General features: G+C 58.7%; 11 protein-coding genes and 1 pseudogene. 4 read left to right on the top strand and 8 right to left on the bottom strand.

The features are described 5' to 3' along the window. Positions 1 to 89: 89 nt before the first annotated feature. Together AC3WJW_RS22710 and AC3WJW_RS22715 are read left to right on the top strand one after the other, a co-directional pair. Positions 90 to 980 (top strand): ATP-binding protein, encoded by an 891-nt coding sequence (locus AC3WJW_RS22710; RefSeq protein ID WP_218482884.1) that lies wholly within the window; start codon positions 90 to 92, stop codon positions 978 to 980. After that, on the top strand, positions 977 to 1459 hold the full coding sequence (locus AC3WJW_RS22715) for a GAF domain-containing protein (protein WP_493727472.1): 483 nt from the start codon (positions 977 to 979) through the stop codon (positions 1457 to 1459). The genes AC3WJW_RS22710 and AC3WJW_RS22715 overlap by 4 nt, the downstream gene beginning before the upstream one ends. Here AC3WJW_RS22715 and AC3WJW_RS22720 read toward each other — a convergent pair whose 3' ends face one another. From AC3WJW_RS22720 to AC3WJW_RS22755, 8 genes and pseudogenes are all read right to left on the bottom strand, one after another. Continuing rightward, a complete protein-coding gene (locus tag AC3WJW_RS22720; RefSeq protein ID WP_493727473.1) occupies positions 1460 to 4405 on the bottom strand; it encodes an HD domain-containing phosphohydrolase in 2946 nt (981 codons plus the stop codon). It lies immediately after the preceding gene. 49 nt (positions 4406 to 4454) lie between these two features. Beyond that, on the bottom strand, positions 4455 to 8096 hold the full coding sequence (locus AC3WJW_RS22725; protein ID WP_493727474.1) for a transporter substrate-binding domain-containing protein: 3642 nt from the start codon (positions 8094 to 8096) through the stop codon (positions 4455 to 4457). A gap of 8 nt (positions 8097 to 8104) precedes the next feature. Next, the gene (locus AC3WJW_RS22730) at positions 8105 to 8731 is read right to left on the bottom strand and encodes a response regulator transcription factor (protein WP_007973494.1); all 627 of its coding nucleotides are present in this window, start codon (positions 8729 to 8731) and stop codon (positions 8105 to 8107) included. Positions 8732 to 8987: 256 nt separating this feature from the next. Then, positions 8988 to 9371, bottom strand: a pseudogene (locus AC3WJW_RS22735) (response regulator); the annotation flags it as partial. 176 nt (positions 9372 to 9547) lie between these two features. Next, positions 9548 to 10876: a deoxyguanosinetriphosphate triphosphohydrolase gene (locus tag AC3WJW_RS22740; RefSeq protein ID WP_493727475.1), complete on the bottom strand. Its 1329-nt coding sequence runs from the start codon at positions 10874 to 10876 to the stop codon at positions 9548 to 9550. A 215-nt stretch (positions 10877 to 11091) separates the two neighbouring features. Beyond that, a complete protein-coding gene (locus AC3WJW_RS22745; RefSeq protein ID WP_126050018.1) occupies positions 11092 to 11436 on the bottom strand; it encodes a hypothetical protein in 345 nt (114 codons plus the stop codon). Further along, complete coding sequence (locus tag AC3WJW_RS22750; RefSeq protein ID WP_102700817.1) at positions 11433 to 11822, bottom strand: phage holin family protein; 390 nt, start codon at positions 11820 to 11822, stop codon at positions 11433 to 11435. The genes AC3WJW_RS22745 and AC3WJW_RS22750 overlap by 4 nt, the downstream gene beginning before the upstream one ends. Before the next feature lies 1 nt (position 11823). Then, complete coding sequence (locus AC3WJW_RS22755; protein WP_007973485.1) at positions 11824 to 12138, bottom strand: ElaB/YgaM/YqjD family protein; 315 nt, start codon at positions 12136 to 12138, stop codon at positions 11824 to 11826. Between the two features lie 328 nt (positions 12139 to 12466). Between AC3WJW_RS22755 and AC3WJW_RS22760 the strand changes: the two genes are divergently transcribed. Both AC3WJW_RS22760 and AC3WJW_RS22765 read left to right on the top strand, forming a co-directional pair. Continuing rightward, the gene (locus AC3WJW_RS22760; RefSeq protein WP_493727476.1) at positions 12467 to 13675 is read left to right on the top strand and encodes an ammonium transporter; all 1209 of its coding nucleotides are present in this window, start codon (positions 12467 to 12469) and stop codon (positions 13673 to 13675) included. 105 nt (positions 13676 to 13780) lie between these two features. Beyond that, positions 13781 to 14017: a glutaredoxin family protein gene (locus tag AC3WJW_RS22765; protein ID WP_007973483.1), complete on the top strand. Its 237-nt coding sequence runs from the start codon at positions 13781 to 13783 to the stop codon at positions 14015 to 14017. Positions 14018 to 14188 lie beyond the last annotated feature (171 nt).

A 14188-nucleotide genomic window follows, 5' to 3' on the forward strand; every position in this document is an offset into this window, starting at 1 on the left:
GATGTTCTCGCGAGGCCTGTACCGCGGGGGCAGCCGCTTTTGTGACGCTGTATCACCATCATTACTGTGAACGTGCCCGAGGAGAAGTCGTGGATTCCCGATTGAATGCTTTTCTTGAACGCGCCGATGCCGTTCTGGCCCGTATCGAGCCGTTGCTGCCGGCACCCCGGCCAGCCATCGACTGGACGCAATGCCTGGCGGCGCGCTGGCAGCGTGAGTCTCGCGGCGGTTATCTGATGCCGCTGCAGGTCAGCCTCGACATGCGCCTGTCGGACCTGATCGGCGTCGACCGGCAAGTTGAGCAGCTTGGGCGCAACACCCAACAGTTCCTCGATGGCATGCCCGCCAACCACGCCTTGCTCTGGGGCTCGCGCGGCACCGGCAAGTCGTCGCTGGTGCGTGCCTTGTTGGCCGAGCACGCTCAAGCCGGTTTGCGTCTGATCGAGATTGAACGCGATCACCTGGCAGACCTGCCGCGCGTGGTCGAACAGATCGGCAAACTGCCCCAGCGTTTCGTGCTGTTTTGCGATGACCTTTCGTTCGAGTCGGGCGAGGGCGATTACCGAGTGCTCAAAAGCGTACTCGATGGCTCGCTGGAACAGGCGCCGGACAACGTCTTGCTGTACGCCACGTCGAACCGTCGCCACCTGGTGCCGGAAAAGGAAAGTGACAACGAGAACTGGAAGCGGGTCGACGGCGAGCTGCATCCGAGCGAGGCGGTGGAAGACAAGATCGCGCTGTCTGACCGCTTCGGCCTGTGGCTATCGTTCTATCCGTTTACCCAGGAACACTTCCTCGACGTCGTCGAGCACTGGATCGGCCAGTTGGCCGGCAAGGCCGGACTGGCATGGCAGCGCAGCGAAGAGCTGGACATCCTGGCGGTACGCTGGGCCACCGGCAGAGGCAATCGCAATGGACGTTGCGCTTATCAATTTGCCCGTTACTGGGTCGGGCTGAAACTGTTGGAGCACAAGGCATGATCGATTTACAAAAGAGCGGCCAGGGCCTCGAAGGTTACGGCATGCTGCACGCGCAGCTGGAGTCCTTGCTGGCGGACGAGCGGGACTTCATCGCCAATGCCGCGCAGTTCTCGGCGTTTCTGTTCAATCAGCTCGATGACCTGAACTGGGCCGGTTTCTACCTCAACCGCCATGAGGAGCTGGTGCTGGGCCCGTTTCAGGGGCAGATCGCTTGCGTGCGGATTCCGTTCGGGCGTGGCGTCTGCGGAACGGCAGCCGCCACCTTGCAGACCCAGTTGGTCGAAGATGTGCACGCGTTCCCCGGCCACATTGCCTGTGACAGCGCCTCGAACAGCGAACTGGTGGTACCGTTGGTCAAGGACGGCCGATTGATCGGCGTGCTCGACCTCGACAGCCCGAAACTGGCGCGGTTCAGCCCGCAAGACCAGGCCGGTATCGAGCAACTGGCGGCGATTTTCCTGCGTCTGACCGACTGCTGATCAAGACGCCAGGCCCGCCTTGGCCAGCAGGCCCGATGCGTCCACCGCATCGATCTGCGCAGGGTCGAGGAAGCGCCTGGCGTACTGCAAATAGATCTGTGCCTTGATGAACAGCCCGAACAGTTCCGGGTCGATGTGGGCATCACGGCACATGAACGCCATGATGCCCAGTGCCTCGCTCAGGGGCTTGGCTTTTTTGTAGGGGCGGTCGGCGGCCGTCAGGGCTTCAAAAATATCGGCAATCGCCATCATTCGCGCCGGCAGGCTCATGTCTTCTCGCTTCAAGCGTTTCGGATAACCACTGCCGTCCATTTTTTCGTGATGCCCGCCGGCTATTTCCGCAACGCTGCGCAGGTGCCCGGGGAACGGCAGATGGTTGAGCATCAGAATCGTCTGAACGATATGGTTATTGATGACATAACGCTCCTCGCTCGTCAGGGTGCCCCGGACAATGCTCAGGTTGTACAGCTCACCCCGATTGTATTTGTGGGGCGGAACGTCGAGTTTGAAGCCCAAGGGGTTGTCTTGCGGTATCACCTCGTTTTCGCCGCGTTCGAACAGGTGCTCGGGTTTGTCCGCCAGTAAGGGTTCGCTGACGGGCAGGGTGGGGGCGGGTGTTCGGGCCTGACGCCGGTTCTCTTCCCAGGACACGCCCAGCCGGTCATCCAGGGTCCGGGTCCAGGTGCGTTCAGCCACGTTGCGCAGGCGTTGCAGATCAGCGTCGGCCATGGCTTCGCCACCCAGATTGCAACGGGCAATGAAGGCGAAATCATCATCCAGTCCGGCGAGGCTGGCATCACGCAGTTCTGCCAGCGCTTGCTCGTCACCGCCCAGGGCAATGGCCTGCCAGTAGCTGATCCAGGCATCGCGCTTGAGTACCTCGAAGCGAGTGCGGATTTCGTGGATGCGATCGGTCAGGGTTTCCAGCTTCGTGGCTTTGTCGACGACGTATTCCGGCGTGGTGATCTTGCCGCAATCGTGCAGCCAGGCAGCGATGTGCAGTGCCTCCCATTCATCTTCGGTCGGCTGATAGGCGCTGAAGGCGGGGTCCTGGCTGGCTGCCGCCGCCCGAGCAAGCATCAGGGTCAGTTCCGGCACGCGCTGGCAATGACCGCCGGTATAGGGGCTTTTGGCGTCGATGGCACCGGCCAGCAGTTGAATGAAGGCGTCCAGCAGCTGTTTTTGCCGGGCTTGCAGGCGCTGGCTTTCAATACACACGGCCGCCGCGCCGGACACTGCCTGGAGAAACGCAATGCGGTCCGGCCGCAGTTTGTCCAGATCGCTTTGCTCACCGCTGTCGGCCAATAGCAACACCAGCAGGCCCACGGTTTCGTTGTGACGATTATGCAGGCGGATTCCGATCAGATGGACCCGGGGACTTTTCAGCGCGAGCAAGATTTTCTGCAGATCGCCCGCTTGCTCGAACCCCAGGTTACTGACGACGTTGTCGACGTTTGCCAGCTGCTGCAGCCATGGGGGGCTTTGCGGGTTTTCCAGTGAGTGTCCGCGGATGTCGAAGGATTGCAGGCTTTCGGCGGTGTCATTGATGACCAGTCCGTGGGGTTCCATGTGCCCGCCATCGCCTTCGCGCAGATAGATCAGGCCGGCCTGGGCCTGACCGATTTTCACGGTTTCAAACAACACCCGTTCCAGCAGCGGGGCGAAACGGGTTTCGGCGCTGAGGCTGTCAGTGATCTGGAAGAAGCTCGCCAGTGTGTCCTTCATCCGTGCCATCGATACGCTCAGTTGGTCGACTTCGAGCACCGGCGAGCGACGGGAAAGCGGAAAATTGAAATCGAAACTGCGAATCGCATCGGCCTCCTGCACCAGGGCGCGCAAGGGTTTGACCAAGACTCTGGAGGTCAACCAACCCAGCGGCACGCATAACAGCAGCGTGGCCAGGGTAATGAGCGCACCTTGCCAGCGCATCCGGTAAGCATCGACGAGCAACTCGTCTTCCGGTACCAACAGTGCCAGTTGCAGGCCTTGGGGGCCGCCCTCCTGAATGCTGCTGCGGGCCACGATCCACTGCCGGCCGTTGGCCTCCAGGCGACTGCCTTGAGAGGGGTTGTTGAGCAACGCACCCAAGCTGGGGCTCAGGTCCGCGGCCTTGATCAGCCGGGATGTCTGATCATCGATGATCAGCCTGCGGCTGTCGGGGTAGGCAATGGCATTGCCTTCGGCATCGAACAGCACGATTTCGGTATGGGGGGTCACGACGTGCTTGGCCAGGGTCGCGCTGAGTTCGGCCAGGGTCAGGTCGGCGGCCATGATCGCCTTGTCGCCACTGCGTCGTGCCAGCGTCGTGCCAATGTCATGGGTGGAAAAAAAGATATAGGGTTCGGTCGTGATCTGGTCATTGTCACTACGGGCGCTGGTAAACCAGGCACGGCTGCGAGGGTCGTAGGTGTCGTTCAGGTTGTCCTGGCGGCTGACGAGGGCCAGGTTCCGGTCGAAAAACAAAGACTGGGAGCGAGCCTGGCCGCTGCTGTCGTGCTCAATGCTCCAGACCTGGTAAGCCGCAGTGTCCGGGGCCTTGACCAGGGCTTTGACCTCCGGGGCATACAGCGGGCGGACCATGAAAAAGTCGCCGTTGTCGTAGCCCAGGTACAGCGACGCCAGGTCGGGGTTGTCCTCGAGTGACTGACTGAACGGTTCGAGCAGTGCCAGGCGGTGTTCCAGATCAGCGGACTGGCCCGCCGGATTGAGTGCCAGCAGGCTCAACAGGTGGCGAATGGGTTCATAGGTGGCGTGCAGGTCCAGCCGCACATCCTGCTCAATACGGTTGAAGAGTTTTTCACTGCTGGACAGTATGATCTGGGTTGTTTGCCGGTAGTTGAAAAGACCCAGCAGCACTCCGGTCAGCAACAACAGAAAGGTGAACATCACACTGATATGGACATGCAGTGGAAACCGGCGTGGGTCCGTGCGCAGTGGGTCAGGCATTGCGGGTTTCTCCATGAGGGTCAACACACTGCCGAGGGTCCAAGCATAGTTAAGGGTCTGTCTTTTTGCCTTCGTCGTAATGCTTGATCTGACGTAGTAACGCGTCCTCCAGCTCAAGCATGGTGCGTTCCATGGATTGGCAGCATCCGGCCACTTTTTCGCGATCGAAATCCGCATGGCAGGCTGCTTCGAGGGCCTCGCAGCGGTCGATCAGTGGAGAGGCTTGCACTATCCGGGCTGCGCCTTTGATTTTGTGGGCAATGTCCTGCAGCGCCTGCGTATCCCCGGAGCTGGATAGCGACAGCAGCGTTTGCAAATCCTGGCGGTTGCTGTTGACCAACTCGTTGAGCAATTTGCGATTCAACATGGGGTTGCCCCCGGTCAGCAGTTTCAACCCATGCAGGCTGAACGCCGGGGCTGCATGGGTGGGCTCAATGTTTTCCATCCACTGGCTCAAGGCGCCGAGGCTAAGGGGTTTGAACAGGCAGTCATCCATTCCGGCCTGTTTGCAGCGCTGTATTTCTTCCGGTTGCGCGTTGGCGGTAAACCCGAGCACGGTGCAGGAAGGGCGATGGTTTTGGCTTTCATGCTGGCGAATGGCACGGGCCAGCTCGTAACCGTTCATGACCGGCATGTTGCAATCGGCGATCACCAGATCAAACGGTTGGTCTTTCCATGCCTCCAATCCCTCTTGGCCATCGGCCGCGACGGTAAATCGATGGCCTAGAAACTCCAGTTGCTGGCAGGTGAGCAAACGATTGGCCGAGTGATCGTCGACGACCAGAACATTCAATGGGGTTGTGGCGACGACAATTTGCGTTTCGGCCACCTGGGCAGATTGTTGCAGCGGCAACGTTTCCAGGTGCAGCAATACCTCCACTTGAGTGCCGACACCCGGCTCGCTGCGCAATTGCAGACTACCGCCCATCATCTCGCAGAGATTGCGGCTGATGACCAGCCCCAGCCCTGCGCCCCCCCTGGCCGATTGAATGGCGTTGTCGGCCTGGGCGAAGGGCTCGAACAGCCGGTATTGATCCTGTTCGCTGATCCCGATGCCACTGTCGTGAACCTGCACCCGCATTTGCACACGATCTGGCTGCACTGCCGGGTGCAGGTCGACAATGACCCTGACCTGGCCTTGCTCGGTAAACTTGATGGCATTGCTGATCAGGTTGGACAGCACCTGCTTGAAGCGCAAAGGGTCCAGCAACACATCGAAGGTCGGCTTGGCCGGAGAAAACTCCAGCTTCAGTTCGAGTTCCTTCTGTCGGGCAAGGCCATCGAAAATCCGTACGACCGAGGCCACGAGTTCACCCGGATTAACGCGCTCCGGACTCAGGCTCAAGCGCCCGGATTCGATTCTGGCAATGTCGAGGATGTCGCCAATCAGCTCCAGCAACCCTTTCGCCGAGTTGTACGCGACATCGATGGCCTGACGTTCCGGGTGCCGATGATCAAGACGCTTGAGTGTCAGTTCAAGCATGCCGATGATTGCATTCATCGGCGTGCGGATCTCATGGCTCATCGTGGCCAGAAACGTGCTTTTGGCCCGGTTGGCGTTATCGGCGTGTTCTTTCGCGCAACGCAGATCATCGAGCAGTTGCCGGCGTTCGCTGATGTCGATCCAGCCACCGATAATGCCTTGCACTTTCGCGCTGGAATCGCGGTAGGGAAGAATCCAGTGATAGATCGTCAACCGCCGGCCACCAATATGCAGTTCGCGATCGACGATCAACGGTCTGCCCTCGGTCACCACGCGCTGGTAGTCAGCCTGGTACTCCCGGGCTTCGAACACATTGCTCATCGCCCCCTGCATGACGCTTTTGCCGATGACATCTTCGCGCCTGGCGCAGAACGCCTGCAGGTAACTGTCGTTGCAACTTTGCAGCAGCCCCTGGCGATCACGTACGTAGATCGGATGGGGCGTGCCATTGACCAGCGATCGCATGAACTCGAACTGATCGTTCAATGCACGCTCGGCGGCCTTGCGCTGCTTGATCTGGCGTCGCATGTAGTCGTTCCACGCTATGGAAATCAGCAATAGCGCACCGGCACCGATGGCGATTTGGTAGAACAGTCTTTGATAGTTGCGCCAGGTGCTTTGCGAGGACGCCGAATAGCCGCGCCAGCGACTGTTGATGATGCCCAGTTCCTCCGGCGAGATGCTCAGCAGCGCCTTGTTCAGAATGGCGTTCAGCTCTTTGGCGCCCCGTGCAGTGGCCAGCGAGAACGCTGCCTGCTCGGTGCCGATGGTGGTACTGATTTGCAAGGTGTGTTCGAACAGCCGCGACGAAATGAAGTAATTGGCAATGACCAGTGAGTTCACCACGCCCTCGGCCTGGCCTTCGGCGAGCATCTCTACGGCGCTGAAGGTGTCCGGGGTTTCGATCAGCTTGATCCGGGGAAACTCTCTGCGCAGGTAATCCTTGAGTGGATTGCCGCGGGCAATGGCCAGGCGTTTGTCCTGCAACTGCACGAGATTGGTCGGGCTGTCGGCGGCTTTACGGGTCAGCAGGACGTAGGAATTTTCCAGAAAGGGGCGGGTAAAGTTCAGTTGGGACTGACGTTTGGCGCTGGGGAGCAACGCGGCGATCACATCGGCCTGGTTGTTTTTGATCTGTTTGATCATCTCGTCATCGTTTCGACTGCGCTGGATGTCAAAGCGCAAGCCGGTGCGCAGCCTGATCAGCTCAAGCAAATCCGCGCTGACCCCGCGAAAGTTGCCATTGCTATCGAAAAACGTCAGTGGCGCATAGGCTTCGTTGACGACGACGCGCACTGTCGGGTGGTGTGCCAGCCAGCGTTCTTCCCGGTCAGTGAGTTGCAGCTTTTGATCGGTCAGCAGAATGTCGCTGCCGGCGCTCCAGCGTTTGGCGATGTTTTCTCGCTCACTGGAAGGGACGGCCCTGATCATCGCGTTGATGATGCCGAGCAGCTCGGGGTTGTTCCTGTTGATGGCAAAGCTGAAGCCATGGGCTTCATGTTTGCCAAAGTTGGCCATCCGGATGTTGTTCAAGTACCCCTTGTTGATCATGTAGTGAGTTGAAATCGTGTCGCCGAGAAACACATCCGCCTGATCGAAGGCAACGGCATTGATCGCATTCTGGTAGGACGGATAGGACGTGATGATCGCTTTTGGGTACAGCGCCTTGACTTCCTCTAGCGGCAAATAGTGATACACCATGCTCAGGCGCAATCCGGCCAGGCCATCGGTGAGGGATCGGGTTTCTCCTTCGCGGGTCACCAATACGGGCTGGTCGACGGCATAGGGTATGGACAGGGCAATCTCGGCAATGCCTGCTTCGAATCCATTGGCGCTACCAAGCAGATCGACATCGCCGTTCTGCAGCGCGGTGATCGCGGCCCCTCGGGATTCGAAACGCTGAACCTTGACCGGCAACCCGGTGGCTTTTTCCAGGAGGCCAGCGTAATCGGCGGTAAAGCCTTCATAGTCCTGACCACTGGTGGTCAGGTCGAAAGGGGGATAGTCCGGGGCCGACGTGCCGAGCGTCAGTTGATTTTTATTGTTTATCCATTGTTGCTGGGATTCATCCAGTCGAATCTCCAGCGCCCCGACCTTCGAGCGGCTGAGCAGTGTGTAGTGTTCATTGCCCGGTGCTCCGAACAACGAGGTGCTCACGCATAGACCTGCGGTCACTTGAATCAGATAGACCATCAAACGGCTGGGCATCCAGGTTCTCACACGAGTGCGTTACGTTTTGCCATCTCGATCAGTTCAACCAGGGATTTGGCTTTGAGTTTCTGCATGAGGCGCTTTTTGTAGGTGCTCACGGTCTTGTTGCTCAGAAACATGCCCTTGGCGATTTCCTTGTTTGTGCGACCTTGGGCAAAAAGTTGCAGGACCATCAGTTCCCGGTCGTTTACGGACTTGAACAGTTCCAATTCGATGCAGCGTGTTTCATCTCCGTGGATGGGGTTCAAGGCTTCACTCGGGAAATAGTTGTAACCTGAAAATACCGCTTTTATGGAACTCACCAGTTCACTGATGTCCTCTTGTTTGCAGACATAACCCGAGGCTCCGGATTGCATGCAACGAATACCGAAGAGTGTCGGGCACTGTGCGGTCAGTACCAGTGTTTTAGGAGGGTTACTCATTGCGTTGAACCGGGACAGTACTTCCAGGCCATCCAGCTTTGGAATGCTGATGTCGAGAATGACCAGGTCCGGCATGCATTCGCGAACCATCTGCATGGCGTCGACCCCATTGTCAGTTTCGCCGACGACTTTGTAACCTTCGTGTTCCAGTAACATTCGAACGGCAAGGCGGATAACCGGGTGATCGTCGACAATAAAAACGGAGTTCATAATCAAGTCCCATGCGAGCTCAAATAAAGCGCGCACCTTAGCTCAGATACTTGAAGGGACGCATGAACGGACCGGGCTGTAGCAGCAATATAGGAGAAGTCCTACAAATTAAAAGGAATTGGACTACGTATTAACTAGGTTTCTTAATAGGAAGTCCGGGGAAGTTTGGCGGTCTGGTGCACTTTTCAAGGAAGTTGTTTGTAGGTTTTACGCTGTGAATTTGTCGATTTTCATATGTGCTTTTTGTTTGTGTTGGTGCCATGGTCAACAGGTATCTAAATTCAGATTGTTTCAATGGTTTTATCAAGTAACCCAATAACGGCAGTCTGTGTTCAGTGGCCGTTTTTACAAGTTCATCCAGTTCAGACGTCGTCAGGCTGCTCAGTATGATCGCCTGTCTGACCAGTCCTTGCTGACTGGCGAACCGGACCAGATCGAGTCCTGTCAGATCGGGCAGGCATTGATCGCATAAAAGGATGTCGAATGGCTGGTCGACCCCGAGCATTTGCTGCATGGCGCATTTGGCGCTGTCGGCGGTAGTCAGTCGGGTGAAGCCATAACTTTCCAGCAGGTATTGAGTGGCTATCAGTTGGAAGGGATGGTCCTCCACCAGGAGGATGCGTAGATCGTCTTCGGCCATGGTGCGCACTTCATCTGTCGAACAGAGGGAGGCCGATTGTTTCGCGAGAGTGCCGGACAGGCGATCAGTTCGCTCGCCATGTGTTGTAGGGCGATTCGACGAGACTTGAGTGCTGTTGGAAGTTGAAGGGGGATCAGCCAAAACGAACGCCGTAATGGCTGATCAAACGAAGCACCTCAGTGGCTGGCACGCCCCGTCATTTCCAGGGCCATGTCACTGGCATAGCTGTCGGTCATGCCGGCGATGAAATCAATCATGCGCAAAAACGACGTGTGCAGCGGGCCGTGAGGATCGGGCGCATTGTTACCCAGCAGATCAAGGATGCGGCGGCTTTTGAATGACGGGGTCCGACCGTTGTGCTGCTCCAGTGCTGCGCCGCAAAAGGCGTTGAGGAGGATTTCCAGCGTGGTGTAGGCGCCGATCTCGTGCAGGGTCTTGCGCTTGTCCTGGAAGATTTTCTTGCGGGCCATGTCCTTGGCGTTCAGCACGCAACGCTTGGCGGGCCCGTGCATGTGCTCCACCAGGTCGCCGGGCAATGTGCCGGCCAGCAGCGCGTGCTGTTGCTCGACGAAAGCGCGGGCCGCGGCATTGGTCAAGTGTTCGATGGCCTTGCCGCGCAGGATCGCCAGTTTGCGTCGGCGCGAATCGCCGGGACCGAGCTGGCGGTAGGTCTCCGGCAAGTCGTCGCCCACCAGGTCCAGCAGCAGGGACTCGACTTCGGCATATTCCAGCAACTCCATTTCCAGGCCGTCTTCCAGGTCGATCAGTGCATAGCAGATGTCGTCGGCGGCCTCCATCAGGTACACCAGCGGATGCCGCGCCCAGCGTTGCTCTTCAAGTTGCGGCAGGCCGAGTTTATGGGCGATCTGCTCCAATAGCGGCAGCTCACTCTGATAACAGCCGAACTTGTGTTTCTTGTAGCCCAGCGAATCGGCGTGCCTGGCCGTCCATGGATACTTCAGGTAGGTGCCCAGGGTTGCGTAGGTCAGTCGGGTGCCGCCGTCGAACTGGTGATACTCCAGTTGAGTGAGCACCCGAAAGCCCTGGGCGTTGCCTTCGAAATTCAGGAAGTCATTGCGCTCGGCCTCACTCATCGCATCCAGCCAGCCACGCCCGGCGGCTTGCTGGAACCAGTGACGGATCGCGTCTTCACCGGAATGGCCGAAAGGCGGGTTGCCGATGTCGTGTGCCAGGCAGGCCGATTGCACCACCATTCCCAGATCGCTGGGTTCGCACCAGTCGGGCAGGGCGCTGCGGATGGTTTCGCCGACCCGCATGCCCAGCGAGCGCCCCACGCAACTGACTTCCAGCGAGTGGGTCAGGCGCGTATGAATGTGATCATTGCTGGACACCGGATGGACCTGGGTCTTGCGCCCGAGGCGGCGGAAAGCCCCCGAGAAAATGATGCGGTCGTGGTCTTTGTGAAAAGGGCTGCGGCCGAGTTCTTCAGGGCTGTGCAGAGGCTTTCCGAGGCGTTCGCGGGTAAGCAGGGTGTGCCATTCCAAGGCGGGACTCTCCGTCAGGTGACTGATGGCCTAGCTTCCCGTTTCGCGTCATGACCTGCAAGCGGAACTACAATCCGGCGGCGTCGATATCGAGGTCACCTTGCAAGAACTTTTTTCGCAGGGGGGCCAATTGACCGGACAGGCGCACAGGATTGCCCCCTCGATAGAGGGGGCATTCCGTCGACACTGCAAGAGCGTAGCCAGAAGGAAACTGGTCAGTCTTTGCGCGAAGAGCCCTGCATGATCAGTTTGATCAGTGGCCCCAGTGTGGTGCCGAGGCGGATCAGCCGGGTCAGGCTGCTGAGGCCCCCCCCGTTCTTTGCGCCCTTGCCGGTCAGAAAACCCAGCAAGGTGACGGCGGCCACGCCCCAGAGTGGAGCGTGTTTGATGCCGAAACCGTCCTGCAGGTTCTGCGTCATCCCGCGCACGCGTTTCAACGGTTGCAGCAGTTGCGCGGATTCGTGGCGGATTTCCTGGCGGTGCATTTCCATGCGCAGGCGAATCAGGGCCTTGCGCATTTCCGTGCGTGAGCTGTTGTGTGGCAATTCGGGCAGGTTCATGGCAGCAGGCGCTCCCGATCGTTGGCCAGCTCTTCCAGCGTACCGTGGAAGGGCGAGGACTCATCGAAAATCGCTGCCCTCAAACGCATCGCGCAGAATATGGCGGCGAGGGTGTAGAACACGCAGAGCCCGATGATGGCGGTCAGGCGATAGGTGTCCCAGAACACGATCAGCACCAGCGTCGACAGCCCTACCAGCAGCAGCAACGCAAACACCAGCGCCAGACCGGCAAACAGCAACAGGCTGACGGTGCGGGCTTTCTGTTCCTGCAACTCGATGCCGAACAGTTCGACATGGCTGTGCAGCAACCCCAGGAAGGCAGCACCCAGGCGCCGCGATGAGGAGCTTGTTCCCGTCGCAGACGGGTCGGATTCACCGATCGACATATCAGCGCCGGCTGGCCAGCAGGCCGATCAGGAAACCCACGCCGGCCGCGATCCCGACCGATTGCCAAGGGTTGGCCTGGACATAGTCTTCGGTGGCGGTGACAGCCGCCTTGCCGCGTTCGCGCAGGGAGTCTTCGGTCAGCTTCAGGGTTTCACGGGCACGCAAGAGACTGTCGTGAATCTGCTCGCGCAATTCGTCGGCCTGATCGCCGGCCAGGGTCGCGGTGTGCTCCAGCAACCGCTCGGTGTCACTGACCAGTGTCTGAAAATCGTTCATCAGGATTTCTTGAGCAGTCTTTGCCTGGATGCGGGCCATGGTGGATCTCCATAAGTGGCTTTCTGATGCGTTCGAGTATGAGCCTTCGGCGAAGGTTCAGTACAAATGACTGGTACAACTTTTGCTGTGTCGTGGTGCGCCGGTCCGCACCATTGCGCTATAGCCGGGCATGATTTCAGTAAAACCGTAGGACCAACAATCAAAAACTCGCGCAAACGTCCGGGTCACGTTTTTCCCGGACGGTGTCCGTGCACCAAGGCGGTTCAGCAAGATCAGTCTTCTGAGGCTTCGAAGCTGCAACTTGGTGCGTGGGCGGTCATCGCGAACTGCTTTGGTGCTTTTTTCTGCCATAAGGTCTGCCCATCCCATGGAAAATCTGCAAAGCGCCGTGGACACCCTGGTCCATAGCTCCAACACGCTGTTCATTCTGATCGGTGCGGTCATGGTTCTGGCCATGCACGCCGGTTTTGCCTTTCTCGAAGTCGGAACCGTGCGACAGAAAAACCAGGTCAACGCCTTGTCGAAAATCCTCAGCGACTTCGCGGTATCGACACTGGCCTACTTCTTTATAGGCTATTGGATTTCTTATGGCGTGACGTTCATGCAATCGGCGGCCGTGCTCAATGCCGACCATGGTTATGGACTGGTGAAGTTTTTCTTCCTGCTGACCTTTGCCGCGGCTATCCCCGCGATCATTTCCGGAGGAATAGCCGAGCGCGCCCGGTTTGTCCCGCAACTGTGTGCAACCGCGTTGATTGTCGCGTTCATCTATCCGTTCTTCGAAGGCATGGTCTGGAACGGCAACCTGGGTTTGCAAGCCTGGCTGCTGGAACGCTTTGGCGCCGGTTTCCATGATTTCGCAGGTTCGGTGGTGGTGCATGCCATGGGCGGTTGGCTGGCACTGGCGGCGGTGCTGTTGCTCGGGCCGCGCAATGGCCGCTATCGCGACGGTCGGCTGGTCGCGTTCGCGCCTTCGAGCATCCCGTTTCTGGCGTTGGGCTCGTGGATCCTGATTGTTGGCTGGTTCGGCTTCAACGTCATGAGTGCGCAAACCCTGCAAGGTGTCAGTGGACTGGTGGCGGTGAACTCATTGATGGCCATGGTGGGCGGTACGGTGGCCGCGTTGATTGTCGGGCGCAACGACCCCGGCTTTCTGCACAACGGACCCTTGGCGGGACTGGTGGCGATCTGCGCCGGTTCCGACCTGATGCATCCGGTGGGGGCGCTGGTGACCGGCGCCGTCGCGGGGGCGTTGTTTGTCTGGTGCTTTACCGCCGCTCAGGTCAAATGGCGCATCGACGATGTATTGGGTGTCTGGCCGCTGCATGGCTTGTGCGGCGTCTGGGGCGGTATTGCCTGCGGCATTTTCGGCCAGAGCGCTTTGGGCGGGCTGGGAGGAGTCAGCCTGATCAGCCAGTTGATCGGCACGGCACTGGGCGTCACCGTTGCACTGGCCGGCGGGTTCGCCGTTTATGGCGTGATCAAGGCTCTTCATGGATTGCGCCTGAGTCAGGAGCAGGAGTATTACGGCGCGGACCTGTCGATCCACAAGATCGGCGCCGTGAGCCAGGACTGACACAGGTCTCATCATCGTCGGTGGCATCAGGACAGGAGACTCAATGGCTCGACGGTTTTTCGGTGCAGGCCTAGAATGGTCACTTCATTTTCTGGTTGAGCGCTCATGCTTCCCGAATGTCAGCTGTTCGGCACCCTTGGATGCCATCTCTGTGAAGTAGCCGAAGCCATGTTGATGGAGTTTGTCGAGCGCGGTCTGCTGGTGGAGCTGGTGGATATCGCCGACGATGAAACCTGGTTCGCCGCCTACAGCCTGCGTATTCCGGTGTTGCGGCGGGTCGACACCGGCGCTGAACTGGGCTGGCCGTTCAGTGCCGATGAGGTGGTGGCGTTCTTGCGTTAGGCGGTTTTTGCGCTGGCGGTTTTTCCCGCCTGTCGAACTTTGCGATTGATCCCCTTGGCTTATCCGGCATTGATCGGATACTGTATGTGCATACAGTTATTCGTGTGCCTGTGTTGCCGCTGCTGATTTTCGGCAGCGAGCAGACAAGCCCGGGCGTGAGAGGGATGAATC

The sequence above is a fragment of the Pseudomonas sp. GW821-FHT07G06 genome (assembly GCF_058986625.1).

What these genes read in the sequence shown, in the direction of transcription:
- AC3WJW_RS22720 (WP_493727473.1), bottom strand. Translation starts at nt 4,405, where the DNA reads ATGCCTGACCCACTGCGCACGGACCCACGCCGGTTTCCACTGCATGTC.
- AC3WJW_RS22765 (WP_007973483.1), top strand. Translation starts at nt 13,781, where the DNA reads ATGCTTCCCGAATGTCAGCTGTTCGGCACCCTTGGATGCCATCTCTGT.
- AC3WJW_RS22715 (WP_493727472.1), top strand. Translation starts at nt 977, where the DNA reads ATGATCGATTTACAAAAGAGCGGCCAGGGCCTCGAAGGTTACGGCATG.
- AC3WJW_RS22730 (WP_007973494.1), bottom strand. Translation starts at nt 8,731, where the DNA reads ATGAACTCCGTTTTTATTGTCGACGATCACCCGGTTATCCGCCTTGCC.
- AC3WJW_RS22755 (WP_007973485.1), bottom strand. Translation starts at nt 12,138, where the DNA reads ATGGCCCGCATCCAGGCAAAGACTGCTCAAGAAATCCTGATGAACGAT.
- AC3WJW_RS22750 (WP_102700817.1), bottom strand. Translation starts at nt 11,822, where the DNA reads ATGTCGATCGGTGAATCCGACCCGTCTGCGACGGGAACAAGCTCCTCA.
- AC3WJW_RS22725 (WP_493727474.1), bottom strand. Translation starts at nt 8,096, where the DNA reads ATGCCCAGCCGTTTGATGGTCTATCTGATTCAAGTGACCGCAGGTCTA.
- AC3WJW_RS22745 (WP_126050018.1), bottom strand. Translation starts at nt 11,436, where the DNA reads ATGAACCTGCCCGAATTGCCACACAACAGCTCACGCACGGAAATGCGC.
- AC3WJW_RS22760 (WP_493727476.1), top strand. Translation starts at nt 12,467, where the DNA reads ATGGAAAATCTGCAAAGCGCCGTGGACACCCTGGTCCATAGCTCCAAC.